This is a genomic window from Gilliamella sp. X-23 (assembly GCF_057063545.1).
In genome coordinates, this window is sequence record NZ_JBXSQG010000018.1 from 1 (window position 1) to 23,706 (window position 23,706).

General features: G+C 37.9%; 27 protein-coding genes. 19 read left to right on the forward strand and 8 right to left on the reverse strand.

Annotation, left to right across the window (positions count from 1 at the left end):
- Window positions 1-1,193 precede the first annotated feature (1,193 nt).
- On the forward strand, window positions 1,194-1,520 hold the full coding sequence (locus ACYH9I_RS10260) for a Grx4 family monothiol glutaredoxin (protein ID WP_091350279.1): 327 nt from the start codon (window positions 1,194-1,196) through the stop codon (window positions 1,518-1,520).
- A gap of 104 nt (window positions 1,521-1,624) precedes the next feature.
- Here ACYH9I_RS10260 and rnt read toward each other — a convergent pair whose 3' ends face one another.
- A complete protein-coding gene (gene rnt / locus ACYH9I_RS10265; protein WP_483560634.1) occupies window positions 1,625-2,299 on the reverse strand; it encodes a ribonuclease T in 675 nt (224 codons plus the stop codon).
- 203 nt (window positions 2,300-2,502) lie between these two features.
- Here rnt and ACYH9I_RS10270 point away from each other — a divergent pair, with 203 nt between their 5' ends.
- From ACYH9I_RS10270 to cysZ, 7 genes are all read left to right on the forward strand, one after another.
- A complete protein-coding gene (locus ACYH9I_RS10270) occupies window positions 2,503-3,261 on the forward strand; it encodes a Nif3-like dinuclear metal center hexameric protein (RefSeq protein WP_483560635.1) in 759 nt (252 codons plus the stop codon).
- Between the two features lie 97 nt (window positions 3,262-3,358).
- Window positions 3,359-4,237 (forward strand): 4-hydroxy-tetrahydrodipicolinate synthase, encoded by an 879-nt coding sequence (gene dapA, locus ACYH9I_RS10275; RefSeq protein WP_483560636.1) that lies wholly within the window; start codon window positions 3,359-3,361, stop codon window positions 4,235-4,237.
- 37 nt (window positions 4,238-4,274) lie between these two features.
- Window positions 4,275-5,024, forward strand: a complete 750-nt coding sequence (gene bamC, locus ACYH9I_RS10280) for an outer membrane protein assembly factor BamC (protein WP_483560637.1) — start codon at window positions 4,275-4,277, stop codon at window positions 5,022-5,024.
- 72 nt (window positions 5,025-5,096) lie between these two features.
- Window positions 5,097-5,807 (forward strand): phosphoribosylaminoimidazolesuccinocarboxamide synthase, encoded by a 711-nt coding sequence (purC, locus tag ACYH9I_RS10285; protein ID WP_483560638.1) that lies wholly within the window; start codon window positions 5,097-5,099, stop codon window positions 5,805-5,807.
- Window positions 5,807-6,262 (forward strand): DUF441 domain-containing protein, encoded by a 456-nt coding sequence (locus tag ACYH9I_RS10290; protein ID WP_483560639.1) that lies wholly within the window; start codon window positions 5,807-5,809, stop codon window positions 6,260-6,262. The genes purC and ACYH9I_RS10290 overlap by 1 nt, the downstream gene beginning before the upstream one ends.
- A 3-nt stretch (window positions 6,263-6,265) precedes the next feature.
- Window positions 6,266-8,293, forward strand: a complete 2,028-nt coding sequence (locus tag ACYH9I_RS10295) for a GNAT family N-acetyltransferase (RefSeq protein ID WP_483560640.1) — start codon at window positions 6,266-6,268, stop codon at window positions 8,291-8,293.
- Window positions 8,294-8,395: 102 nt separating this feature from the next.
- Window positions 8,396-9,241: a sulfate transporter CysZ gene (gene cysZ / locus ACYH9I_RS10300; RefSeq protein ID WP_483560641.1), complete on the forward strand. Its 846-nt coding sequence runs from the start codon at window positions 8,396-8,398 to the stop codon at window positions 9,239-9,241.
- An 8-nt stretch (window positions 9,242-9,249) separates the two neighbouring features.
- On the opposite strand, the gene ACYH9I_RS10305 is transcribed toward cysZ, so the two are convergent.
- The 3 genes from ACYH9I_RS10305 to ACYH9I_RS10315 form a co-directional block, all read right to left on the reverse strand.
- Window positions 9,250-9,441 (reverse strand): YpfN family protein, encoded by a 192-nt coding sequence (locus tag ACYH9I_RS10305; RefSeq protein WP_483560642.1) that lies wholly within the window; start codon window positions 9,439-9,441, stop codon window positions 9,250-9,252.
- Between the two features lie 77 nt (window positions 9,442-9,518).
- Window positions 9,519-10,658, reverse strand: a complete 1,140-nt coding sequence (gene dapE / locus ACYH9I_RS10310) for a succinyl-diaminopimelate desuccinylase (protein WP_483560643.1) — start codon at window positions 10,656-10,658, stop codon at window positions 9,519-9,521.
- A gap of 13 nt (window positions 10,659-10,671) precedes the next feature.
- Window positions 10,672-11,028, reverse strand: a complete 357-nt coding sequence (locus ACYH9I_RS10315; protein ID WP_483560644.1) for an ArsC family reductase — start codon at window positions 11,026-11,028, stop codon at window positions 10,672-10,674.
- A 390-nt stretch (window positions 11,029-11,418) separates the two neighbouring features.
- On the opposite strand from ACYH9I_RS10315, the gene ACYH9I_RS10320 reads away from it, so the two are divergent.
- The 3 genes from ACYH9I_RS10320 to ACYH9I_RS10330 are packed head-to-tail and all read left to right on the forward strand — an operon-like array spanning window position 11,419 to window position 13,611.
- Entirely contained in the window at window positions 11,419-12,207 is a 789-nt protein-coding gene (locus ACYH9I_RS10320; protein WP_483560645.1) for a lysine/arginine/ornithine ABC transporter substrate-binding protein, read from the forward strand.
- A 3-nt stretch (window positions 12,208-12,210) separates the two neighbouring features.
- Window positions 12,211-12,894: an ABC transporter permease gene (locus ACYH9I_RS10325; protein WP_483560646.1), complete on the forward strand. Its 684-nt coding sequence runs from the start codon at window positions 12,211-12,213 to the stop codon at window positions 12,892-12,894.
- A 6-nt stretch (window positions 12,895-12,900) separates the two neighbouring features.
- The gene (locus ACYH9I_RS10330) at window positions 12,901-13,611 is read left to right on the forward strand and encodes an ABC transporter permease (protein WP_483560647.1); all 711 of its coding nucleotides are present in this window, start codon (window positions 12,901-12,903) and stop codon (window positions 13,609-13,611) included.
- Between the two features lie 145 nt (window positions 13,612-13,756).
- On the opposite strand, the gene ACYH9I_RS10335 is transcribed toward ACYH9I_RS10330, so the two are convergent.
- Together ACYH9I_RS10335 and lexA are read right to left on the reverse strand one after the other, a co-directional pair.
- Window positions 13,757-14,146: a hypothetical protein gene (locus tag ACYH9I_RS10335; protein WP_483560648.1), complete on the reverse strand. Its 390-nt coding sequence runs from the start codon at window positions 14,144-14,146 to the stop codon at window positions 13,757-13,759.
- A 62-nt stretch (window positions 14,147-14,208) separates the two neighbouring features.
- Window positions 14,209-14,835, reverse strand: a complete 627-nt coding sequence (gene lexA / locus ACYH9I_RS10340; RefSeq protein WP_483560649.1) for a transcriptional repressor LexA — start codon at window positions 14,833-14,835, stop codon at window positions 14,209-14,211.
- Window positions 14,836-15,080: 245 nt separating this feature from the next.
- On the opposite strand from lexA, the gene coaE reads away from it, so the two are divergent.
- Genes coaE through tsaD form a run of 4 tightly spaced genes read left to right on the forward strand, consistent with a single transcriptional unit; the run spans window position 15,081 to window position 17,709 of the window.
- A complete protein-coding gene (gene coaE / locus ACYH9I_RS10345) occupies window positions 15,081-15,686 on the forward strand; it encodes a dephospho-CoA kinase (RefSeq protein ID WP_483560650.1) in 606 nt (201 codons plus the stop codon).
- Window positions 15,687-15,690: 4 nt separating this feature from the next.
- Window positions 15,691-16,428, forward strand: coding sequence for a cell division protein ZapD (zapD, locus tag ACYH9I_RS10350; RefSeq protein WP_483560651.1), 738 nt, complete (start codon window positions 15,691-15,693; stop codon window positions 16,426-16,428).
- Between the two features lie 37 nt (window positions 16,429-16,465).
- A complete protein-coding gene (gene yacG / locus ACYH9I_RS10355) occupies window positions 16,466-16,684 on the forward strand; it encodes a DNA gyrase inhibitor YacG (protein WP_483560652.1) in 219 nt (72 codons plus the stop codon).
- Window positions 16,684-17,709 carry a tRNA (adenosine(37)-N6)-threonylcarbamoyltransferase complex transferase subunit TsaD gene (tsaD, locus tag ACYH9I_RS10360; RefSeq protein ID WP_483560653.1) on the forward strand — a complete coding sequence of 342 codons (1,026 nt, stop codon included), beginning with the start codon at window positions 16,684-16,686 and terminating at the stop codon, window positions 17,707-17,709. Before yacG ends, tsaD begins: the two co-directional genes overlap by 1 nt.
- 96 nt (window positions 17,710-17,805) lie before the next feature.
- On the opposite strand, the gene ACYH9I_RS10365 is transcribed toward tsaD, so the two are convergent.
- Window positions 17,806-18,162 carry a DUF4282 domain-containing protein gene (locus ACYH9I_RS10365; protein ID WP_483560654.1) on the reverse strand — a complete coding sequence of 119 codons (357 nt, stop codon included), beginning with the start codon at window positions 18,160-18,162 and terminating at the stop codon, window positions 17,806-17,808.
- 127 nt (window positions 18,163-18,289) lie between these two features.
- Here ACYH9I_RS10365 and ycaO point away from each other — a divergent pair, with 127 nt between their 5' ends.
- Window positions 18,290-20,056 (forward strand): 30S ribosomal protein S12 methylthiotransferase accessory factor YcaO, encoded by a 1,767-nt coding sequence (gene ycaO / locus ACYH9I_RS10370; protein WP_483560655.1) that lies wholly within the window; start codon window positions 18,290-18,292, stop codon window positions 20,054-20,056.
- A gap of 51 nt (window positions 20,057-20,107) precedes the next feature.
- On the opposite strand, the gene ACYH9I_RS10375 is transcribed toward ycaO, so the two are convergent.
- A complete protein-coding gene (locus ACYH9I_RS10375) occupies window positions 20,108-20,938 on the reverse strand; it encodes a shikimate 5-dehydrogenase (protein WP_483560656.1) in 831 nt (276 codons plus the stop codon).
- 71 nt (window positions 20,939-21,009) lie between these two features.
- Here ACYH9I_RS10375 and ACYH9I_RS10380 point away from each other — a divergent pair, with 71 nt between their 5' ends.
- From ACYH9I_RS10380 to mltG, 3 genes are all read left to right on the forward strand, one after another.
- Window positions 21,010-21,339: a nitrous oxide-stimulated promoter family protein gene (locus ACYH9I_RS10380; RefSeq protein ID WP_483560657.1), complete on the forward strand. Its 330-nt coding sequence runs from the start codon at window positions 21,010-21,012 to the stop codon at window positions 21,337-21,339.
- 208 nt (window positions 21,340-21,547) lie between these two features.
- Window positions 21,548-22,633 (forward strand): alanine racemase, encoded by a 1,086-nt coding sequence (gene alr / locus ACYH9I_RS10385; RefSeq protein WP_483560658.1) that lies wholly within the window; start codon window positions 21,548-21,550, stop codon window positions 22,631-22,633.
- A 10-nt stretch (window positions 22,634-22,643) separates the two neighbouring features.
- The gene (gene mltG / locus ACYH9I_RS10390; RefSeq protein ID WP_483560667.1) at window positions 22,644-23,663 is read left to right on the forward strand and encodes an endolytic transglycosylase MltG; all 1,020 of its coding nucleotides are present in this window, start codon (window positions 22,644-22,646) and stop codon (window positions 23,661-23,663) included.
- The last annotated feature ends 43 nt before the right edge of the window (window positions 23,664-23,706 follow it).

The window sequence follows — 23,706 nt, forward strand, 5'->3', positions numbered from 1 at the left end:
CACCTTAGCTTTTATATCTTATTCCTTAATCCTTAGGCCGCGGGGGCGGTTATGGTGCAAATAGAGGATAATCTAACAAAGAATAAAGCCCCCGCGTAAGTTGGGAGCATTTTCCCTTAGGGTTGCGTTGTTGAGATGAAGCTACAATCGCGCCGCCCCCCCCCGCCGCCGACGCTGAAAGCGTGGTTGGCGGTGGCTTAAGCTTAAAATAAATAAGAATAACCAAGCAGTTGGTGGTCAGGATAAGTGTTTGTTATGTACTTTAATACAGTGGTGCTAATTCAACTGATGGCATCTATTAAATGCTTGGCATAATATGCCTAACAGTAAAATGAGCACTACTAACACGGCACTTATTCATTACCCAAGGCTTTCAACCTAAAATTGTCACGCAAGCTTGCTGATAAAAAGGACGAAAGTAAGGGGGATATTGTTAAATCAGCGATATACGCATCTTAGGTTGCAACTTCCCAACTGGAGTGCGAATGGTTTTTGATTTTAGTTATATCAAAAAACACCAACTGACTTGGCCCTCAAAACAAAGTTAAAAAACAACCATACGGCAATCTATAAAAATAACATAGCAAAAATCGGTTAGGAAAGGTATTGATTTTATTAAAGTTTTTTTGGCTGTTTTTTGACAAAAATTGCCTTATAAAAACACGATATCCCATCCCAAAAACGATGGTTATGTTGTTTGTCTTATTCCGGCGTCAGAATGTGCCGACAACAGAGCGAGGTAGGGATGTTTGGCGAGTTTGTGCTGCGTTGGGAACGTATCACAAACGGTGCGTTAAGACCGAGCGGCGGCGTCGGGCAGCTGCAGGCCTCATTCTGCAGCTAAAGCGTGGGTTGTTAGGGAATTCGCTTTAATTCCCTAACTCGGACGTGGTCACTGTAGCTATTTTATTCACCCAAGGTCAAAACGTCCGAAACCACCGCACCCAATCCCTCCTATTCACCAAAACAAAAAAAGGCCTGATTTTTTTTCCAAAAATCGGTCAGAAAAGGTATTGATTTTATTAAGTTTTTTTATGGCTGTTTTTTCACAAAAACAACGCCTCCATAAATTGCTCTAAAAACCTCCATTAAGCAATTCGGTTATAAGATAGCAGTAGGAACAAGCCCAATTGTGCGTTAAAATAGCTTGCATTATTACAATAAATTACCAAGGAAATCGCATGACAACCGAAATGACAACACTCGATAAAATCAAAAAACAAATTGCTGAAAACCCGATTATTTTATATATGAAAGGGTCGCCAAGATTGCCAAGTTGTGGCTTTTCGGCTCAAGCGGTGCAGGTTTTGTCGCAATGTGGCGAGCCATTTGCTTATGTTGATATTTTACAAAACCCTGATATTCGTGCCGAATTGCCTAAATTTGCTAATTGGCCAACGTTTCCACAATTATGGGTGGAAGGCGAATTAGTAGGTGGCTGTGATATTATGTTAGAAATGTTTCAAGCTGGTGAATTGCAAACGCTTATTAAGCAAACTGCTGAAAAGCATAAATCTTAATTAAGCAATGAATTAAGCGCGCAACTTGAGCGCGCTTTTTTGTGTGAGCTATATTACGAGTAAATTAATCTTCGATTGTTTTTATCTGTTTATTCGTTTTTAGTTTATTGCGCACTGTTATCGTTTTGTTCTTGTTGTGTCTCTGTTTCACTATCTATAGTTGCTAAAGGCCATCCCCCAAGCGATTTAAGTCGATTCACAATTTTACAAAAAAGTATGGCGGTTTTTTGCGTGTCATATAGCGCGCTGTGGGCTTGTTTATGATCGAAGGTGATTTGTGCCACTTGGCAAGCTTTGGCTAGCACCGTTTGCCCAAAAATCAGACCACTGAGTGATGCCGTGTCAAAGGTGGCAAATGGATGGAAAGGGTTACGCTTGATGCCTGAGCGCTCAGCCGCTGCCATAAGAAAGCTGTGATCAAAGTGTGCATTATGTGCAACCATCACCGCGCGCGTGCAGTTGCTGTCTTTTATACCTGTTCTGACCATTTTGAATATCTCGTCTAAGGCTTGCCTTTCGTCCACGGCGGAGCGCAATGGATTGTCAGGATCGATTCCGTTGAAGGCGAGCGCAGCGGGCTCTAAAATAGCTCCGTTAAATGGGGTGACATTAAATTGCAAGGTTTGATCTGGCTCTAACCAGCCGTCGGGTGTCATTTTTAAGGTGATGGCGGCGATTTCTAAAATGGCGTTGAGTTTTGAATCGAATCCTGAAGTTTCAATGTCAATGACAACGGGATAAAATCCACGAAAGCGTTCACATAATTTGGCGTTTGGCACAACAATTTATCTTATTTGTCAAAAAAGGCTATTATGCCAGTTTTTAAACGGTTCGCCTAGTATTGGCTTTAAGCGTTTGTTGTTAATCTATTTTCGCTAAGTTTTATGTAAATCACATTAAGATAAACGAGTAGATGCGCTTATTGGCTAAAGCGATTATAATTAACCCCCTATGTTTTGATGATTTTAAAACCGAGCAGATTATGCATCACTTAGAACTAGAGCAGATTATTAATAACGAGTTGCAAATTGCTCGTTATCGGGACTATGCACCAAATGGACTGCAAGTGCAGGGGCGCATGCAAGTCAATAAGATTGTGACAGGCGTTACCGCTTGCCAGTTATTGTTAGATAAAGCAGTCGAACTGCAAGCCGATGCCGTGCTAGTACATCATGGCTATTTTTGGAAGAACGAAGTACAAACCATTACTGGCATTAAATATCAACGAATAAGAACACTATTAACTAACGATATTAATCTATATGGTTACCACTTGCCGTTAGATGGTCACCCCGTTTTTGGTAATAATATCGAACTGGCTAATTTATTGGGTATTTCGGTCGATAAGCGTAATGATATCACCGACTTACTTTTTACTGGCACACTAAATACTCCACTCACAGCTTTACAGTTTAAACACCAGCTTGAGCAACTGTTACATAATAATAAACGGCAAGTGTTGTTTTGTGGTGATAACGCTCCGCAAGTGATTAAGCGCATTGCGTGGTGCAGTGGTGGTGGGCAAGATTATATTGAACAAGCAGCGCAAATGGGCGTGGATGCTTTTTTTACTGGCGAAGTGTCAGAACGCACCATTCATATTGCGCGCGAATATGGTATTAACTTTTATGCGGCAGGACACCATGCAACCGAGCGTTATGGTATTGAAAAACTAGGGAAATGGTTAGTGAGTAGTTATGGCATTGAAGCTATTTTTATTGATATTGATAATCCAGCATAACATAAAGTTGAATTTACCTTAGAAATATCGCATACTTATTCGCAGATTTTTTATTCTTTACCCTATGTTATAAACCGATTATGTGAGAGGTCATTTTATGTTTACAGGAAGTCTGGTTGCACTTGTTACTCCCATGGATACGAAAGGAAACGTTGACCACGTAAGCTTAAAAAAATTGGTTGAATACCATATTGCTAATGGGACATCGGGTATTGTTTCGGTTGGTACCACCGGCGAATCGGCTACGCTTGATCACCATGAGCATATCGATGTTATAAAACGAACAATCGATTATGCCGATGGGCGTATTGCTATTATTGCTGGTACTGGTGCAAACGCAACGAAAGAAGCTATTGAATTAACCAGTCGGGTTGAAAATATCGGTGTTGTTGGTTGCTTAACTGTTGCGCCTTATTATAATAAGCCAACACAAGAAGGCATGTATCAACACTTTAAAGCCATTGCCGAAAGCACTGCATTGCCACAGATTTTATATAACGTACCTGGGCGCACTAGTAGTGATATTAAACCTGAAACCGTTGGGCGTTTAGCGAAGATCAAAAATATTGTTGCGTTAAAAGATGCAACAGGTGATCTTTCAAGAGTTTATCCAACGCGCAAATTGGTCGGCCCTGATTTTAAATTATTGAGTGGCGATGATTCAACATTTTTAGACTTTATGATTTTAGGTGGCGATGGAGTGATTTCGGTCACTGCCAATGTAGCTCCTAAAGCCGTTGCAACTGTTTGTCAGCTTGTAGTTAATAACCAAATTAAAGAAGCACGCAGTTTAAATGATACTTTGATGACTTTACATCGTAATTTATTTATTGAACCCAACCCAACGCCAGCTAAATGGGCTTGCGCAAGATTAGGTTTAATGCAAAGCGCAGCAATTCGGTTACCACTGGTATCGCTAAGCACTTCGTCAATTCCAGCGGTTGAGCAAGCGTTAAAAGAGGCAAATTTACTGTAATAGTTTTGTATAACCTTTAATTAAAAAGCAGATATCTATGTTAAATAATACATTGAACAGAACCTTATTTAAAAGTAATGTCCTTAAAAAAACGGCGATTTTGTCCGTTGTGGCTTCTTTGTTCCTTGCTGGTTGTGGTAGTGATCAGAACTTTAAGCGCGAAGTCGAAGGTAACGAAGATTATCTTCAATCTCCCTCTTTAAAATCGTTAATCATTCCCGAAGGTGTTTCAGTACCAACTGCAATAAGTGACTTTTATGTTGATAAAACCGAGCTTAAAGGCAGTTTAGGCAAACAATTGGATATTAGACCACCAAGTTTACCAATTCCAACAGTGCCAGATGCTTTTGCGGTTTATAGTAGTGGTTCAGTTACCTTTAATGCACCATTAAGTAATCAAGTGTGGGAACGCATTCCCAATAGCTTAAGCAAAAGAAATATTTCAATTGCTAGCCAAGATAGCAACGCTATTCAAACCAATAAAGCTTTTATAATTCGTGCGGATGAAGAGCAAGCGGTTGAAGCTTCTTATTCAATTAAACGTCAATTACTAGGTGATACCGAAACAATCACTATTTTGATCACGTCGTTAACTCGTGGCACTGACGATTTAACTTCACAACCAATTGAAGTTCAACGCTATGTTGTCGGTTTGTTTAATGACATTATGGATGATGTTGCACCAGATTCAATGCGTGTAGTGCCGCCAAAAGCACAAGATAAAGATGCTGAAAAAGAGAAGACCGAAAGTAAAAAACCAGCAACAGCCGTGAGTGGTGCAAATTAAGAATAAACTTGGAATTTAAGGAGCGAATAGCTCCTTAATTATTTATAAGTAATTTGATATAAGGTTATAAACATGAAAAAGTTGGCTGAGCTTTATCGTGGTAAAGCAAAAACGGTATATACCACCGAAAATCCTGATTTATTAATTCTTGAGTTTCGTAATGATACATCGGCATTTGATGGTTTACGCATTGAGCAGTTAGATCGTAAAGGCATGGTGAATAACAAATTTAACTATTTTATTATGACTAAATTGCACGAAGCAGGTATTCCAACTCAGGTTGATGCCTTATTATCTGACAATGAAGTGCTTGTCAAAAAGCTGCAAATGGTACCTGTTGAATGCGTTGTGCGCAATCGCGCAGCGGGATCTTTAGTTAAACGTTTAGGGATTGAAGAAGGTCAGGTTTTAAATCCTCCTACATTTGAATTATTTCTAAAAAATGATGCATTGCACGATCCAATGGTTAACGAATCACACTGTAAAGCTTTTGGTTGGGTTAGCGATGAGCAATTAGCCAAGATGAAAGAACTCAGCTTTAAAATCAATACCATTTTGACTGATCTGTTTGATAAAGCAGGGCTAATCTTGGTCGATTACAAACTCGAATTTGGTTTATTTAAAGGCGAAATTACTTTAGGTGATGAGTTTTCACCTGATGGTTGTCGCCTATGGGAAAAGTCCACACTTAAAAAAATGGACAAAGACCGCTTCCGCCAAGGGTTGGGTGGAGTGATTGAAGCTTATGAAGAAGTGGCAAAACGCATTGGTGTGCCTTTGTAATGTTTGCGCAGTTTGATATCTCTTTTTTTCTTCTTTTGGGGTTAGCGGCACTGTGTTATTTGACGCACAACAACACAGTGACATTTGCCGTACTGTTATTGTTACTGTTTAAATTAACGCCACTTGACACTTATTTCCCGTTTTTAAATAAATATGGCTTAACTATCGGTATTGTTATTTTAACTGCCGCAATGATGGTGCCATTGGCGGATGGATCGTTAAAAATTAGTGATATTGTCAAATCGTTTACCACTTGGCAATCTATATTGGCTATTTTGGTGGGTATTTTAGTCTCGTGGCTTGGCACGCGTGGTATATCGCTCATTGGTGCACATCCTACTATTATCAATGGCTTAATTATTGGCACGCTAATTGGTGTTGCATTTTTCAAAGGCATTCCAGTTGGTCCACTGATTGCTGCCGGTATATTATCGCTATTAATTGGAAAAAGTTAGTTTATGCACAATCCCAACAGCAACCGAATGCTATGGGTGTTACAGGGTGAAAGTGCACAATTATTTGAACAATTGAGCTCTCCCCTTGAGCAAAGCGTTGGCGATTGGGTAACTGTTACGTATCAGCCTGATTGTTTGCCTAGTTCGTTAATTGCCAATGCACTCAAGCCCCATCAAACCAAACAATTATTGGGTCAGCAGTATCGGCATGCTATTTTTGATGCAACGGTAGGATTTAATCTTGATGCTTTTGCCATGCTGGTTGGCACGCTAGTCAAAGGTAGTGTGTTGGTTTTGTTATTACCCAAGGATCTGTCCACTTGGTATGATCAAGATAGCTTGCGCTGGAACGAAAGCCAAAATCCGATTAATGTACCTAATTTTGTTGCACATTTAATACAAACTTTGGCCGAATTTGGTGTGTCAATCAATTCAACATCTTTACCAAAAAACGCTATATCCGTCACATCATCTTTGCTAGTGATGAGCGATGATTCTTGTGATTTAGTCGAACAGCAAGGCATATTAAAACAGTTATTAAACAGCAATAAGCCCATAAATGTATTAGTTGCTAAACGCGGACGGGGTAAATCGGCACTCGCTGGGCGGTTTAGCCATTATCAGCGTTGTATTGTGACTGCGCCCAATAAATCAGCATTGACGAACTTTTTTGCTTTTGCTAAGCCTGATACGCCATTTTTTGCACCTGATGAATTAATTGTGCAGTCAAAGATTGATTTTGCTGATTATCTCATTATCGACGAAGCAGCCATGATTCCGTTACCTATGCTCGAAAAACTGCTACAACTGGCTATTGCAAATAACTGTCGGGTATTGTTGACCACCACCGTTGACGGATATGAAGGTACTGGACAGGGCTTTTTGTTGAAATTGCTATCAGGTAAAGCATGCCAATATTTTCATCTACACACACCCATTCGTTGGCAGGCAGGTGATATGCTAGAACAATTTAGCGATAGGCTATTACTTAATGGTTTATTAACGCAGGATGATAACCCTGTTACAGGCCTATCATCAACCCAATATTCAATGGTTGAACGCAATGATATTGATTCCTTAAGGTCGATCTTTTATCTATTAAAAATGGCTCACTATCAAACCACATTAATCGATTTAAGGCGTCTGTTTGATGCGCAAAATTTGTCGGTTTGGCAGGCAACAATAGACAATAAACAAATTGCCGCGGCAATTACACTTACCGAGGGGAATTTGCCTGATAACCTAATAACCCAAGTATGGCAAGGAACACGCCGCCCTAAAGGCAATTTAGTGGCGCAATCTCTCGTTGCTCATGCTGGTGAACGGTTAGCGGCTAAGTTGCGCTCGGTTCGCATTAACCGCATTGCGGTTATGAAGGCTTATCGACGGCAACATATCGCGAAACAACTGGTGCAGACGATTTGTGATCATGCCAAAATGCAGAATAGCGATTTTGTGTCAGTCAGTTTTGCTTATAGCCTGTCTAATTATCAATTTTGGACGGCTTGTGGTTTTGTTTTGGTTCATGTTAGTAGCCATAAACAGGCAAGTAGTGGCAGTTATTCGGTTATGGCGCTTAAACCAATCACCCGATCTGGGGATCTGTTAACCTATAAATTAAAACAAAAACTACAACGTAACGCCTATTGGCTAAAAGATATCATTGATTTACCGTTTAACGATATGATTATCAGTGATGGCGGTTGGCTATTATCATTAGATTTAGATGTCAATGATTTAGACGAACTTACTGGATTTGCTCACTATCATCGGCCATTCGAAGCCAGTTATGCTGCATTATGTCGATTAAATAGGTATATACAAATACACCAACAATCATCTCAAGTATCCTCTTTTCCTGTTTTATCCGCACTGTTAAAAAGCAAAAATAATCAGCCTTTAGTTATTGATTCATACCAACTTGCAGGTAAAAATGCATTAATGCAAGCTGTTAAACATGAAGTTAAAACATGGTTAGCAAAGCAGGCTAGTAATGCAATATTTTCCGAAATAGTCAGTAAAGATAGCTGATCACCATTGCAGGTTATCAAGCGGTATGTTTACAATAGTCATCATGTTTTGACTGAATTTGTTTTAACTCAATTCGTTTTAATTTAAAAGGAACTGAATGTGATGCATAATAAATTAGAAAATCAGATGCAACATCGCTATTCGCAAAATCAAACATACAACCAATCAGGCAACCATAATCCAAAACGTCAACCCACAACAGGAATTGAATACTTTTTTAAAGGTTGGTCTTTGGCGTTTAGTCCAGGGATTAAGCGATTTGTTTTTTTACCATTAATTGCCAATATTGTAGTTATGTCGGCACTATTTTATTGGTTTTTTACTGCTATTACTGGCATGGTGGATTGGGGATTATCGTATGTGCCAGGTTGGTTGCATTGGTTGGGCTATATTATAGTTTTTATTGTGATTTTAATGCTGGTAATTTTGTTTTGTTATTTTTTTAGTACGGTGGCAAATATCATTGCCGCACCTTTTAATGGTTTATTGGCTGAACAAGTCGAAGCACGGTTAACAGGGATGCCAGCAGTTGATACATCGTGGATGAGCATCATTAAAGATCTTCCACGGATTTTTGGTCGCGAATTTCAAAAATTGATTAATTATTTATTATGGGCCATTCCGATACTGTTGACCTATTTTATTCCTGTTATTGGGCAATCAGTAACGCCTGTGATTTGGTTTTTATTTACGGCTTGGCAAATTAATATCCAATATGCCGATTATGCTTTTGATAACCACAAAATCACTTTTCAACGTATGTGTGAATTACTTAAACAAGATAAAGCTGATAATTTAATTTTTGGTATATTGGTTAGTTTTTTTACCATGGTACCCTTGTTTAATTTAATTATTATGCCTATTGCCGTGTGTGGCGCAACAGCAATGTGGGTTGACCGCTACCGTCATCAAGCACTATTTGACAGCGGTAGCCAAGAATTTCGTTAAGGGGAGTGCTACTTTTTTTTAGTTGAATTTGTTGATGGCCAATCATCATCTTCGTCATCTTGATAAGGGATAGATTTTATCCCTTTCTTTTTTTCAAGATACGATTTATAACTCAGTCGGTTCAGTGCTTTAATGGTATTAATAAAAATCCCAATTAAAATAACAACAATTATCCACCAATAATCTTTGAGCCACTCCATCGTATTCCCCTTTAAGTTAAAATTGGAATCATCCAATTATAGCAATCATCCATGCCAATAACGCAATGCTAACAATACTATACTAACAGCAGTTTCTCTAAAATGCGGTGATAAATTGCGGTTAAGGTAATAATATCTTGGCAATTGGCATTTTCGTTCACTTTATGGATGGTTTTGTTAAGTACTCCAAGCTCGATCACTTGGCATCCCATTTTTGCAATAAAGCGTCCGTCAGATGTGCCGCCACTGGTAGATAGTTTGGTATCAATGTCGGTAAATTCCTTAATAGCGCTAGCAGCCGCGTTGGTTAAATCGCCTTGTGGTGTTAAAAATGGATGGCCTGATAACCGCCAAGTTAAGGTATAGTTTACATTATATTTTTGTAAAATCTGCTCAACGCGTGTTTTAATATCTGCGTCTGTCAATTCGCTACTATAACGGAAGTTAAATTGTACACGAAGCTCACCCGGCACGACGTTTTCAGCTCCTGTGCCACCATTAATATTGGCTATTTGCATCGTCGTTTGTGGGAAGTACTGATTGCCTTCATCCCAAACGGTGCTAACCAGTTCATTTAACGCAGGTGCAAAACGATGCACAGGGTTATCAGCAAGATGAGGGTAAGCCACATGACCTTGAATGCCATGCACAACTAAATTGGCAGTTAGTGAACCGCGGCGTCCGTTTTTAATCTGATCGCCAAGTACTACATCGCTTGATGGTTCGCCCACAATGCAATAATCAATACGCTCTTGGCGTTTGATGAGCAAATCAACCACCTTAACCGTGCCATCGCTTGCATCGGCTTCTTCATCTGATGTGATTAAAAAGGCGACGCGCCCAGTGTGATTAGGATGTTGTTTAACAAAATCCTCTGCCGCACAAATCATGGCAGCAACGCCACTTTTCATATCCGATGCACCACGACCATAAAGTATGCCATTTTCATCAATCGTTGGTGAAAATGGCGGATAAAGCCATTTGCTTTCATCACCTGCTGGTACGACATCAGTATGGCCAGCAAACATCAAAGTTTTGCCGGTAGCATCGCCATGATAGGCCCATAAGTTCTTGGTTTGCCCAATATTGACTTCTTCAATAATAAAACCGAGTGGTTTTAATCGTTCAATAATAAGTTTTTGGCAGTTTTTGTCGTCAGGGCTTATCGATTTTTCAGCAATGAGTGCTTTGGTTAGCGCAATAACAGGTTCATTCATAATGGTCTCGATTTTATTTAGATTGCGATGTAAATTGTGAATAATGTTGATCTGAAAATCCTAATAAAGCTCGCTTTTCATCAATTAGTAAGGGGCGTTTTAAAATCGATGGATTGGCTAGCATAATCTTTTTAGCGGCTTGTTCGTTATCTATTTGTGCACGGACAGACTCATCTAGCTTGCGCCAAGTTGTACCGCGAGTATTAAGCAAACTTTGCCAGTCCACCAATTGCAAAAATGTATCTAAAAGTGCTTCTGACAACCCATCAGTTTTATAATTATGAAATTGATAATTGATGTGATGTTCATCAAGCCAAGTAAAGGCCTTTTTCATTGTATTGCAGTTTTTTATGCCGTAAATGGTGTACATAAAGGTGATCCTAAGTTGAAAGATGAGGGGAATTATAACAGCTATAAGCAGAGGGTCGCAAATCGAAGGGCGTGTTTTAATTTAGATTTTTTGTGTGGTTGAATTATTGAAAATATGCTAAGTCGCAAAAATCACCGCATTGATAACGTTTTCAGCTACGTTTTATAGGAATAAAGAATTGCACAAAAATCGTTCAGGAAAGGTGTTGATTTTATTGATGTTTTTTGCGATTAAAAAGTCTTATTTTAACTGGCAAATAAAACTTTATTTTTGTGTTTGCAGTTAAGTAATTTTAATTTTTTGGACAACAATAATAACTTTTTTTTATTATAAAAATACAGCATAACGCGCTATATTATCCCTTTAGCTAAAAACGAAGGAAGATAAATCATGAAGAATTTATTAAAAGTATTAGCCATTTTTGGGTGTTTAAGCTTATCTACAACAAGTTATGCCACGTTGCCTGAATCGATTAAAGTTGGGTCGGATACATCTTATGCACCTTTTGATTTTATTGATGCTAACGGTAATATTACAGGATTTAATATTGAAATTACTAAGGCTTTATGTGAAAAAGCTAACATTAAATGCACCTTCCAATCTACCGATTTTGATGCGTTAATTCCTTCGTTATTATCAAGAAAGATCGATATGATTTCCTCTTCGCTTATGATGACTGAAAAACGTAAAAAGCAGATTGCGTTTTCTGATGAAATCTTTATGACTTATTCGCGTTTGATTGTTAAGGAAGGTGCAAATTTAATGCCTAATGCCGAATCGCTAAAGGGTAAGCGTGTTGGTGTTGAGCAGGGGACATCGCAAGAACATTTTGCCAACGAGGTGTGGCGCCCTAATGGAGTGGTGATTGTTCCTTACCAAAATCAGTTGCAGGTGTTTTCGGATTTAGTGGCTGGTCGTTTAGATGCGGCATTGCAAGACGAAGTTACTGGTAGTTATGCCTTTTTAAAGCAGCCACAAGGTAAAGGTTTTGTTTTTGCTGGCGATGAATTGAAAGATGCTAACTATTTTGATGTGGGGGTGGGGCTTGGTTTTCGTAAAAATGATAATGAATTACGCGAAGCCTTTAATCAAGCGTTAAAAGCGATTTTAGCTGATGGCACTTACCAAAAAATCAATGATAAGTACTTTGATTTTAATGTGTATGGTAATAAAAAATAAACCATGCAAGGTTATATTTCGTTAATTTGCCAAGGGGCATGGCTAACCATTATTTTAGCACTAGCATCGTTGCTGTTAGCTATGCTACTTGGCATTGTTTGTGCGCTGGGCAAGTTGGCTGATTCTAAAGTGTGTAATCTGCTTTGTCAGGCTTATACGTCGTTAATTCGTGGTGTGCCTGATTTAGTGCTGATGATGCTGATATTTTTTGGTTTGCAGTTTTTGGTTAATAATATTACCGATTATTTTAACGCCTCTTTTATTGAAGTGAATCCATTAATGGCCGGTATTTTTACCTTAGGCTTTATTTACGGCGCCTATTTTACCGAGACCTTTCGAGGGGCTTATCTTGCTGTGTCTAAAAATACGTTGGCGGCAGCAACGGCTCTTGGGCTTAGTAAAGTCCAAGTGTTTCGTTATGTGATGTTTCCTTTAATGATGCGGTTTGCCTTGCCGGGCATTGCGAATAATTGGTTAGTGGTGTTAAAGGCCACGGCATTGGTGTCGTTACTGGGGTTATCGGATTTAGTTAAAGCCACGAAAAACGCAGGCGAAGCCTTGTATCAACCTTTATTATTTGCCTTAATCGCAGGGGCATTTTACCTGTTTTTTACGTCAATATCGAATATCGTGTTATGGTGGCTGGAACGGCGTTATTCCATTGGCACAATCAAAACTAAGTTATAAGAACTCATGCTAGAAATTATTCAACAATATTGGCAATCACTATTATGGACCGATGGTTATAATATTACTGGTCTGGCGATGACGCTGTGGATTTTGATTTTATCAGTTGTAATAGGTGGCGTTTTGTCGCTAGGGTTAGCAGTAGGGCGAAATTCGCAAAATAAGCTGATTAAATTACCCATTTGGCTGTTTACTTATATTTTTCGTGGCACGCCTTTATATGTGCAGTTGCTGATTATTTATACTGGCATTTATACATTGAGTGTGGTTAAAAATCATGCTTGGCTGGGTGACTTTTTTCAAAGTGGTTTAAATTGCACGGTGTTAGCCTTTACTTTAAATACCTGCGCTTATACTACTGAAGTTTTTGCTGGTGCCATGCGTAATATACCTAATGGCGAAGTTCAAGCTGCAACTGCACTTGGGCTTAACCGTTTTCAGTTATATCGTTATATTATTTTGCCAAGAGCGTTTCGTATTGCTCTGCCGGCTTATAGTAACGAGGTGATTTTTATGCTGCATTCAACGGCGCTTGCTTTTACGGTCACTGTACCCGATGTAATGAAGATTGCACGCGATATTTATGCAGAAACGTATCAACCCTTTCATGCCTTTGGCATTGCGGCGGTGATTTATCTTTGTGTGAGCTTTACATTAATTTTTGGTTTTAAAAAGTTAGAACAGCGTTGTTTGGCTTTTCAGAAAGTTAATGAGTAACACAATGAATAACTTTTGGTTATTTGCTGATTTATCCACTTTCAATTCATCATTTAGGTTTTTATTTATCAATTAAAAAAATTAAAATCCGACAATTGTGATAACATTTGCCGGATTTTGATTGTTCTATTTATTTTTAAATACGTTAATTTACAGGATAGAATTCACTTGTAGTGCCTGAGTCACTGTTGCCATCATCGTGATCATGGTTACTTGAACCTGGTAATGCTCTAGCTCGTTCAATAGGAACATAACTGCCGCTAGGCGTTTCAACTTGGCACTCACCTAAAAAGATAGAATATTTGGTGTTTGCATGCATACTTTCACCTCTAAAATAGCAGTGAGCAGCGTTATATAAGTCAACTCGACAAAGAATTGCAATGGCTAACCACACAATAAGCACAGCTAAAGAGAACCATTTTAAATATTTCCAAATGAGGGACCAAAAACCAACTCCCCTAAAACGGCAATATCCAAAAACGAGCAATATGATTGCAACAAATGCTAAACCTTCGTATAACCAAAATAGCCACATAGTAATCTCCTACTTTTTAGTGTTTACTATTCTATACCATCTTTGTTTATACATCTACATTATTACATCCAAGAACCGTTACGAATAATGCCAACGGCAAGCCCTTCAATAGCAAAATTTTGTTGTTCTAAATCGACTTCAATGGGAGAAAACTCGCTGTTTTCTGCAAGCAGGTGAACATGTTTACCTTTGCGCGATAAACGTTTGACGGTAACTTCGTCGTCAATACGGGCAACAACGACTTGACCATTTTTAACGTCTTGGGTTTTATGTACCGCTAATAGGTCGCCGTCTAATATACCAATGTCTTTCATTGACATACCATGTACTCTTAGTAAAAAATCGGCATGGGGTTTAAATAGTGACGGATCAACTTGATAATGACTTTCGATGTGTTCTTGCGCTAAGATTGGCGATCCAGCAGCGACTTGTCCAATTAGGGGTAAACCTTCAAGCTCGTTTTGCTCAGTTTGGTTTTCAAGTAAAAGACGAATCCCGCGAGACGAGCCGGCGATCATTTCGATTGCGCCTTTTTTGGCAAGCGCTTTAAGATGTTCTTCAGCCGCATTGGCAGAGCGAAATCCTAACTTTTTGGCAATTTCAGCCCGTGTCGGTGGCATGCCAGTGGTTTGTATATTGTCTTTAATTAAGTCATAAATCTGTTGTTGACGTTCGGTTAACGGTTTCATTACTTTGTCCTGTTTTTATATACATATATATGTGATTATATACAGCTAATGATATAAAACAACTGTTTTGTTCTATTTATTTGGCTGTAGCCGATAAATTTTCCGTTGGCGTGAGTAAGTTTGCTAATTTACTACCAATAAATATCCCATTAATTGTTAAGTTTTTGTCTGTATTTTGCGTTATATGATCAATCCACTTATATGTTATAATGATGTCCTATTTTTGTTGAATTGGAATTTGCCTTATGCCTTATGTTGTTGCACTAAGTGGCGGTATTGCCAGTGGTAAAAGTACTATCGCCAATTTGTTTGCCAAATTGGGTGTACCTATTATTGATGCAGACCTTATTGCAAGGCAAGTTGTACAAGTCGGTAGCGATGCGTTTAACCAAATTGTTAAGCACTTTAGCCAAGAAATTTTGCTTGCTAATGGCGAGCTTGATCGCAGTCAGCTGCGCGAGATCATTTTTAATAATGACCATGAACGACTTTGGCTTAATCATCTGTTGCATCCCATTATTCAACAAGAAACCCAAAAACAAATTGCTATGCAAAGCACAACTTATGTAATTTGGGTTGTGCCGTTATTGATTGAAAACAATTTGCATAATTTGGCTGATCGCGTGCTGATCATCGATGCTCCTGAGTCGCTACAATTGGCGCGATTAGTAAAAAGAGATAATATTAGTGAATCATTAGCGAAAAAGATGATATTGTCGCAAGTGCCTTTAAAAAAGCGTTTATCTTATGCGGATGATATTATTGTCAATGATGACAATTTGGAGTCGCTAATTGCACAGGTTAATTTATTGCATCAACAATATTTAGATAACTTTAATTGTAAGATTTAGATAGATGAGTAATATTATTTTTGAACATCCATTGAACGAAAAAATGCGCACTTGGCTTCGTATTGAATTTTTATTAAATCAATTAAATACGCATTGCCATTTAGATCAAAATAATGCGTTGATTTTTTTTCATGCATTATCCGAGTTGTTAGAAATTATTGAACGTAACGATGTAAAAGGTGATTTGATTAAAGAACTTGAATCACAAAAGCAAAAGTTAATTTTATGGTTAACTTTTGATGGTGTGGACTATGATTTGCTTAATGACTTAATCCGTCAATTTGATGATTTTTTAGCTCAATTTAATGTGATAGCGCGCTTAGGACAACCATTGAAAGATGACCGTTTTATTACTGCTATTCGTCAACGCTTAACTATTCCTGGTGGGTGTTGTAGTTTTGATTTGCCATCGTTCCATTTATGGCTAAAAATTCCGCAAGAAAGGCGAAACATTCAAGTTGGAAATTGGTTACAACACCTGTCAATTCTAGATAAATCTCTAACATGCTATATGCAGTTAATTAGACAAATGGGTGAATTTAAACCATTTATTTGTTCTAATAATTTTTTCCAAGAAACCAATGGTGATGTTAATTTAATTCGTATTCGGATTTCATTAGATAAAAATGTCTATCCCCAAGTGTCTGGCCATATGTCGCGCTATAGCATTCGCTTTTTACCGCTTGATGCTTGTAATAACGTGAATACCGATGATATTGAATTTGAATTAGCGTGTTGTTAGTACTGTTAAATGCTAATTATTTAAAAAAAGAGTCACAATGAATAAAGAAACCGTTACATATGTCAATTGCCCAACTTGTCAAAAGCAAGTTCTATGGAGTAAAGATAGCTTATACCGCCCATTTTGCAGCAAACGTTGCCAGCTTATTGATTTAGGCGATTGGGCAACCGAAGAGCATCGCATTGCCGATAAAGACATCACCGAACAAGATCTTTGGAGCGAAGAAGACCTTAGCGATTTTGCAGGTAAACATTAATGAAGATTTTAGGTATTGAAACTTCATGCGACGAAACAGGTGTTGCTATTTATGATGATGCCAATGGTTTGCTTGCCAATCAACTTTATTCGCAAATTAAATTACATGCTGATTATGGTGGTGTAGTGCCTGAGCTCGCATCACGCGATCATATTCGTAAAACCGTACCCTTAATTCAAGCAGCATTAAAAGAAGCAAATTTGCTGCCAGCAGATATTGATGGTGTGGCTTATACCGCAGGTCCAGGCTTAATAGGTGCTTTAATGGTTGGTGCATCGATTGGTCGTTCGCTGGCTTATGCTTGGGATGTCCCCGCAGTTGCAGTCCATCATATGGAGGGGCATTTGTTAGCTCCTATGCTTGAAGATAATCCGCCCGAATTTCCTTTTATTGCATTATTAGTTTCGGGAGGACATACACAGCTTATTAGTGTAACAGGTATTGGTCAATATGAACTTATCGGTGAATCCATTGACGATGCAGCAGGCGAAGCTTTTGATAAAACAGCAAAATTGCTTGGTTTGGATTATCCCGGTGGAGCTAAATTGTCGAAATTAGCTGAGCAGGGTAATGGCGCTCGATTCCATTTTCCTCGGCCTATGACTGATCGCCCTGGGCTGGATTTTAGTTTTTCAGGTCTTAAAACAGCCGCTGCCAATATCATTCATCAACATAGTGATAATCATATGATTGATACGCAGACTCAAGCCGATATTGCTAGAGCCTTTGAAGATGCTTTGGTTGATACGTTAGTGATTAAATCGCGGCGAGCTCTTGATCAAACAGGATTTAAAAATTTAGTGATAGCAGGTGGAGTAAGCGCCAATCAAACACTGCGTAATAGGTTAACTGAGCTGATGCGTCAGCGTAAAGGACAAGTTTATTATCCACGACTCGAATTTTGTACCGATAATGGTGCCATGATTGCTTACGCGGGGATGATTCATTTAAAAGCAAGGCAGTATTCAGATTTAGCAATCAATGTTAGACCAAGATGGCCTCTTAGCGAGCTTAATGCTAGTTAACCGATTATTTTGATTTAAAAATATAGATTACAACAAAAGCAAAAAAATGCGGGAATTAGTTCCCGCTTTTTTGACTATATAGTTGAATCGATACTATTAATTAATAGTATCGGTGTTAGACAATTCTTCCGTTTTTTCGGAATCTGTTTTGTCGTTAGCTAATTTTTGAATATTGTGATTAATATTAAATAGCACACAAATCAATTCAAAACCAATACGAGTTGAAACAAATCCTACAATAAAGGTAATAATGCCAGTAAAAAAGGTAAATAAACCCATAGTAAAACTATAAGCAAATAAAGCAAAACTACCTAGTATCATAGTCAATGCACTAAAGCCAATAAGAACTAATGTGATCCAATACACGATAGTAATAAATGAAGGTGTTAACATTTTATTAAAGAAGAAAAAATCTTTAATGGTAAGATCTTTAAAATCTATTTTTTTGTTCATTTTATTTCCTTATTTAGGTGGATTAATTTTATTACTTCTATTTTTTTATATTTGCGTATAAAGTGATAAATTCTTGAAAGCGGTAAAGCGCAACAATTATAACATGAAATTATTTTGAGATTAACTTATGAAAACTTATATTCCAGGCAAAGATGCTGCCCTTGAAGATTCCATTAACTATTTTCAGCAACAATTAGCAAAATATGATTTAGAAGTGAAAGAAGCTTCTTGGCTCAACCCTGTGCCTAATGTGTGGTCAGTGCATATTCAAAATACAAAGTGTCCACTCTGTTTTGCTAATGGTAAAGGTGCAAGCAAAAAAGCGGCGTTAGCATCGGCCTTGGGAGAGTATTTTGAGCGATTATCAACCAATTACTTTTTTTCAGATTTTCATTTAGGTAAAAAGGCTGCAAATGCTGATTTTGTGCATTATCCGTCCGAAAAATGGTTTTCTATTCCTGAAGATAATTCCCTCCCTAAAGGGTTATTATCTCAAAAACTACTTAAATTTTATGATCCCGATCATGAGTTAAGTGCAACTGATTTAATTGATTTACAATCAAGTAATGGCGAGCGAGGCATTTGCGCATTACCGTTTGAGCAACAGTCTGACAAGCAAACGGTCTATGTGCCTGTTAATTTAATTGCTAATTTATATGCATCTAATGGTATGTCAGCAGGAAATACCCGTAATGAAGCGCGAGTACAAGGGTTATCGGAAATTTTTGAACGTTATACCAAAAATAAAATTATTGCCGAGGCTATTAGCTTACCGATTATTCCAACCGAGGTTATTTATCGCTATCCAGCGGTTTTGGCAGCCATTGATGCGCTTGAAAGCGAAGGCTTTCCACTTTATTGTTTTGATGCTTCATTAGGCGGTGAGTTTCCGGTTATTTGTGTGGTGTTGTTTAATCCGCAAAATGGAACATGTTATGCCTCGTTTGGTGCACATCCAAATTTTGGCGTTGCACTTGAACGAACTGTGACAGAATTATTGCAAGGGCGTAGTTTAAAAGATTTGGATGTATTTTCACCACCAAGTTTTGATAATGATGATATTGCTGATCTTAGCAATTTAGAAACACATTTTATTGATTCAAGCGGTTTGATTTCATGGGATCTATTTAATGAGAAAGCTGATTATGAATTTGTCGATTGGGATTTTTCGGGCACGACTGAGCAAGAATTTGCTAATTTAATGGCTATTTTTACCCGTCACAACACCGAAGTGTTAATTATGGACTATGAGCATCTTGGAGTTTATGCTTGTCGAATTTTGGCCGTTGGCATGTCGGAAATTTATCCCCCTGAAGATCTTTTAATTGCCAATAGCAATATGGCAATTGGTCTGCGTGATCTTATTTTGTCATTACCTTATCAAAAACGCACTGCCAAACAGTACCTAGCCATTATTGAACAGCTTGATGATGAAGGTCTTGATGATTATGCACGCGTTCGCGAACTACTTGGCATTGCAACCGGTAACGATAATGCTTGGCTTACACTGCGCGTTGGTGAATTAAAAGCAATGTTGGCATTGGCAGGTAAAGACTTAGTGCAAGCACAACAGTGGATTGATTGGACGGTTGAAATGAATGAGTCTATATTTACCCCAGAACGCAATCATGCTTATCGTTGCTTGCAAACGCTAGTTAACTTTATTTTGCAACGTGACAAAAAACAGTTTAACAACTATCAAACTGCATTTAATAAAATGTATGGTCAAGCTTGTGTTGACGATATGTGGCAATACGCCAATGGCGAAAAAACATTTTTTGGCTTGGCAGATTCTGCTACAGCCGATAAAGCGAATAATGATAATTTAGAGCAATTTGCTATGCATCAAAAATTATTAGCTGTATATAACAAATTACATCAGGTGATGCAATAACCTATTTGTTATTCATTCCACCGATATACTCGGTGGAATGAATAACACTATTTAGCCTTGCCTTGCAAATTCACCTGCTTGTTTCACCAATTCTTCGCTGGGTGTTACACCCGTATATAACACAAATTGTTCAAGAGCTTGAATCACCGCGACATCGGCACCTGAAATAATGGTTTTGTTTAGCTTTTGGGCATATTTTATCATTGGTGTTTCAACGGGTAATGCAACCACATCAAACACAATATCAGCATTTTCTATCATGGTTGAGGGGAATGCGAGCTCTTCTGCTTCAATGCCTCCATGCATACCAATTGGGGTCACATTAATAATTAGTTTGGCTTGCTTTGGCAATATGTCTTGTTCATCTTTGACCCATTTGTAACCGTAGCGTTTGGCTAACGCTTCGCCTTTTGCTTGGTTACGTGCGGCAATAATGCCATTTTTAAATCCTGCATCATAAAAAGCACCAATCACCGCATTAGCCATACCGCCGCTGCCTTTTAACACAAATGGCGTTGTATTATCGATTTTATTTTCTGTAATGAGCTTAGCAACTGCAATATAATCAGTATTATAGGCTTTTAAATGATGATTGGTGTTAACAATAGTATTGACTGATTGAATAGATTTTACCGAGTCATCTAATTCATCAATAAATTCTATGCAAGCTTCTTTATAAGGCATTGAAATGGCGCAACCTCGAATCGCTAAGGCTTTAATGCCATAAATTGCATCTTTTAAATTATTGGTAGTAAAGGCTTTATATAAGTAATTAAGATCGAGTTTTTCATACAGGTAATTATGAAATCGAGTACCGAAATTGCTTGGTCGGGCCGAAAGGGACATACAAACCGTCGTATCTTTATTGATAATTCTTGTCATGACAACAAATCCTTGTGGTATAGTGGAATATATTTTATTTTACCACTTTCTTTATTAACTTGTATGTGATTATGGTTGCAAACAATACTGGTCCTAAAATACAGCAAGAAAAAGCAACAGTGAGTGCAATGATCTATTTATATTGCAACCAAAATCATCACACCTCAGGCCACCAGTTATGTAATGAATGCAATGATCTATTGCAATATGCTATGCAACGTCTAACAATGTGTCGTTTTGGTGAAGCCAAAACGACGTGTGAGCGTTGTCCAAAACATTGTTATCGTAAGGATTATAAACAAAAAATAAAACAAGTTATGCGCTATGCCGGTCCAAGGATGATCATCTATCATCCATTGATGGCCTTTAGGCATCTTTATAAGAATTTGGTGAACAAATAACTTATTGTTAACGATTTTTATGTGGTAAAGCACAAAATTTATGATCAATTACCATAAAGTTGATATTACAATTTAGTTAATTTATTTCATTAAAATACTTATGTTTAAAATTGTATAAAATTTCAACTGATTTGTATACTAAGAAAAATTTGTTATTATTGAAAACAGAATTTAAAATAATCTTTTGATAAGAGTTTGGATCCAAGAAATGTCTATCGCAGTTGTTGAAGTCAATCGTCAAGCAGTTATTCATAATCTTGAATACCTCAAAAAAATAGCCCCTGACAGTCAGCTGGTTGCAATTATTAAAGCCAATGCTTATTCCCATGGTATTGAGCAAATTGCACAGCTATTAGCCGATAAGGTGGATTATTTTGGCGTTTCGCGGCTTGCCGAGGCAATACAATTGCGAAATATAGGTATTAATACGCCTATTGTGGCTTTGGAAGGATTCTTTCCGCATGATGATATGTGGGATTTGATTAATTTTAATGTTCAACCTGCTATTCATAGCAAATGGCAAATCGATGTGCTGCAATCATCACCGCTTGAAAATCAAATTATTACATGGTTTAAAATCGATACTGGTATGCATAGGTTAGGTTTTTGTCTTGATGAAGCTAAAGATGAGTTTTATCGTTTAGCTAACTGTTCTGTCGTTTGTAAACCGATTAATATTATGAGTCATTTTAGTTCGGCTGACGATCTCACTTCAAAGCAAACGTTAAAGCAAATTGAATGCTTTGATCAGTTTATTGCTTCAATTGACGATAAATCACTAATAGGCAAATGTTCGATTGCCGCATCGGGTGGCACTTTGGCTTGGCCGCTGGCTCAGCGTGATGTTGTGCGTCCAGGCATTGCTTTGTATGGTGTTTCGCCTTTTGATGCACCAATTGCCGAGCTACAGCCCGCCATGACATTTAAATCCGAATTAATCGCAGTGCGAAAGCATAAACAAGGCGAATCGGTTGGTTATGGTCAGACTTGGTGTAGTTTGCAAGAGACTCAATTAGGTGTCGTTGCGATGGGCTATGGTGACGGCTATCCACGCAACATTCCGCAAAATACCCCCGTTTTGATTAATGGCCGTAAAGTGCCTATTGTTGGCCGAGTTTCAATGGATATGATTGTGGTTGATTTGGGCATCAACAGCCTTGAAAAACCCGGTGACGAAGTCATATTTTGGGGACCAGAACTCCCCGTTGAAGAAATCGCTAAGCACACAGGTATTAGTGCTTACGAATTAATAACGCGCTTAACTTCACGCGCAAAAATTCATTATATTAGATAAATAAGTTATGATTAAAAAGATATTTTTATACACTCTATTCACCCTGATCTTAATTGTGGGTGGTTCGTTCAGTATTGGTTATTATTTTTTACAGCAGTTTTCCACACAGCAAATGCAAGTCACTGCCGAAAATCAAATGTTTGTTTTGAAAAAAGGCACATCTATGCATCAATTAGTTGAGCAAGTTAAAGAAAGCAAATTAGTCGAAAGCGCATATTTGCTCCCTTATTTGTGTAAATTAAATCCATCGTTAAGATCCATTAAAGCAGGAACTTATCAATTGCATCCACATATGACTGTTGAAGAATTTTTGCAATTGTTGGTATCAGGCAAAGAGAGCAATTTTTCGATCCAATTTGTCGAAGGTAAACGCGCTAAAGATTGGTTAAATGTTATTCAAACTACCCCGTATATTCAACAAACCTTAGCTGGTAAAACAGAGGACGAAATTGCTAAGTTATTAGGTATTGAAGGATCGATTGAAGGGTGGTTATCGCCGGACACTTACCTTTATACTGCAGACACTTTAGATATTAATATATTAAAACGTGCGCATATGATCATGAAAAGTAACTTGCAAAAAATCTGGGATAACCGTGATAACAATCTTCCATATCAATCTCCTTATGAGTTACTTATTATTGCATCAATAATTGAAAAAGAAACCGGCATTAGTTCTGAACGGGCAAATGTGGCTTCGGTATTTGTTAATCGTCTAAAAAACAAAATGAAGTTACAAACTGACCCAACTATTATTTACGGTTTAGGTGATAACTATAAAGGTACCATTAGAAAGGTTGATTTAACCGATACCCAAAACCCTTATAATACCTATGTCATTGAGGGGCTTCCGCCAACACCAATTGCAATGCCGAGCCTAGCATCACTCGAAGCAGCTGCGCATCCGGCTAAAACTAATTATCTGTTTTTTGTTGCGAATGGAACAGGTGGGCATACCTTTTCAACTACTTATAGCAACCATCAACAAGCGGTAAATGAGTATCGACAGTTATCGAGTGGTGGAAATTAGCTTTAAAAACTTAAATAAAATCAATACCTTTTCTGACCGATTT

Coding starts and splice junctions, on each gene's coding strand:
- ACYH9I_RS10305 (WP_483560642.1), bottom strand. CDS start 9,441: ATGGAGTGGCTCAAAGATTATTGGTGGATAATTGTTGTTATTTTAATT.
- dapE (WP_483560643.1), bottom strand. CDS start 10,658: ATGAATGAACCTGTTATTGCGCTAACCAAAGCACTCATTGCTGAAAAA.
- ACYH9I_RS10380 (WP_483560657.1), top strand. CDS start 21,010: ATGGTTGCAAACAATACTGGTCCTAAAATACAGCAAGAAAAAGCAACA.
- yacG (WP_483560652.1), top strand. CDS start 16,466: ATGAATAAAGAAACCGTTACATATGTCAATTGCCCAACTTGTCAAAAG.
- lexA (WP_483560649.1), bottom strand. CDS start 14,835: ATGAAACCGTTAACCGAACGTCAACAACAGATTTATGACTTAATTAAA.
- ACYH9I_RS10270 (WP_483560635.1), top strand. CDS start 2,503: ATGCATCACTTAGAACTAGAGCAGATTATTAATAACGAGTTGCAAATT.
- ACYH9I_RS10375 (WP_483560656.1), bottom strand. CDS start 20,938: ATGACAAGAATTATCAATAAAGATACGACGGTTTGTATGTCCCTTTCG.
- ACYH9I_RS10290 (WP_483560639.1), top strand. CDS start 5,807: ATGTTTGCGCAGTTTGATATCTCTTTTTTTCTTCTTTTGGGGTTAGCG.
- ACYH9I_RS10295 (WP_483560640.1), top strand. CDS start 6,266: ATGCACAATCCCAACAGCAACCGAATGCTATGGGTGTTACAGGGTGAA.
- ACYH9I_RS10260 (WP_091350279.1), top strand. CDS start 1,194: ATGACAACACTCGATAAAATCAAAAAACAAATTGCTGAAAACCCGATT.
- coaE (WP_483560650.1), top strand. CDS start 15,081: ATGCCTTATGTTGTTGCACTAAGTGGCGGTATTGCCAGTGGTAAAAGT.
- ACYH9I_RS10325 (WP_483560646.1), top strand. CDS start 12,211: ATGCAAGGTTATATTTCGTTAATTTGCCAAGGGGCATGGCTAACCATT.
- dapA (WP_483560636.1), top strand. CDS start 3,359: ATGTTTACAGGAAGTCTGGTTGCACTTGTTACTCCCATGGATACGAAA.
- tsaD (WP_483560653.1), top strand. CDS start 16,684: ATGAAGATTTTAGGTATTGAAACTTCATGCGACGAAACAGGTGTTGCT.
- cysZ (WP_483560641.1), top strand. CDS start 8,396: ATGCATAATAAATTAGAAAATCAGATGCAACATCGCTATTCGCAAAAT.
- ACYH9I_RS10315 (WP_483560644.1), bottom strand. CDS start 11,028: ATGTACACCATTTACGGCATAAAAAACTGCAATACAATGAAAAAGGCC.
- purC (WP_483560638.1), top strand. CDS start 5,097: ATGAAAAAGTTGGCTGAGCTTTATCGTGGTAAAGCAAAAACGGTATAT.
- ACYH9I_RS10365 (WP_483560654.1), bottom strand. CDS start 18,162: ATGAACAAAAAAATAGATTTTAAAGATCTTACCATTAAAGATTTTTTC.
- ycaO (WP_483560655.1), top strand. CDS start 18,290: ATGAAAACTTATATTCCAGGCAAAGATGCTGCCCTTGAAGATTCCATT.
- alr (WP_483560658.1), top strand. CDS start 21,548: ATGTCTATCGCAGTTGTTGAAGTCAATCGTCAAGCAGTTATTCATAAT.
- ACYH9I_RS10330 (WP_483560647.1), top strand. CDS start 12,901: ATGCTAGAAATTATTCAACAATATTGGCAATCACTATTATGGACCGAT.
- bamC (WP_483560637.1), top strand. CDS start 4,275: ATGTTAAATAATACATTGAACAGAACCTTATTTAAAAGTAATGTCCTT.
- zapD (WP_483560651.1), top strand. CDS start 15,691: ATGAGTAATATTATTTTTGAACATCCATTGAACGAAAAAATGCGCACT.
- ACYH9I_RS10335 (WP_483560648.1), bottom strand. CDS start 14,146: ATGTGGCTATTTTGGTTATACGAAGGTTTAGCATTTGTTGCAATCATA.
- ACYH9I_RS10320 (WP_483560645.1), top strand. CDS start 11,419: ATGAAGAATTTATTAAAAGTATTAGCCATTTTTGGGTGTTTAAGCTTA.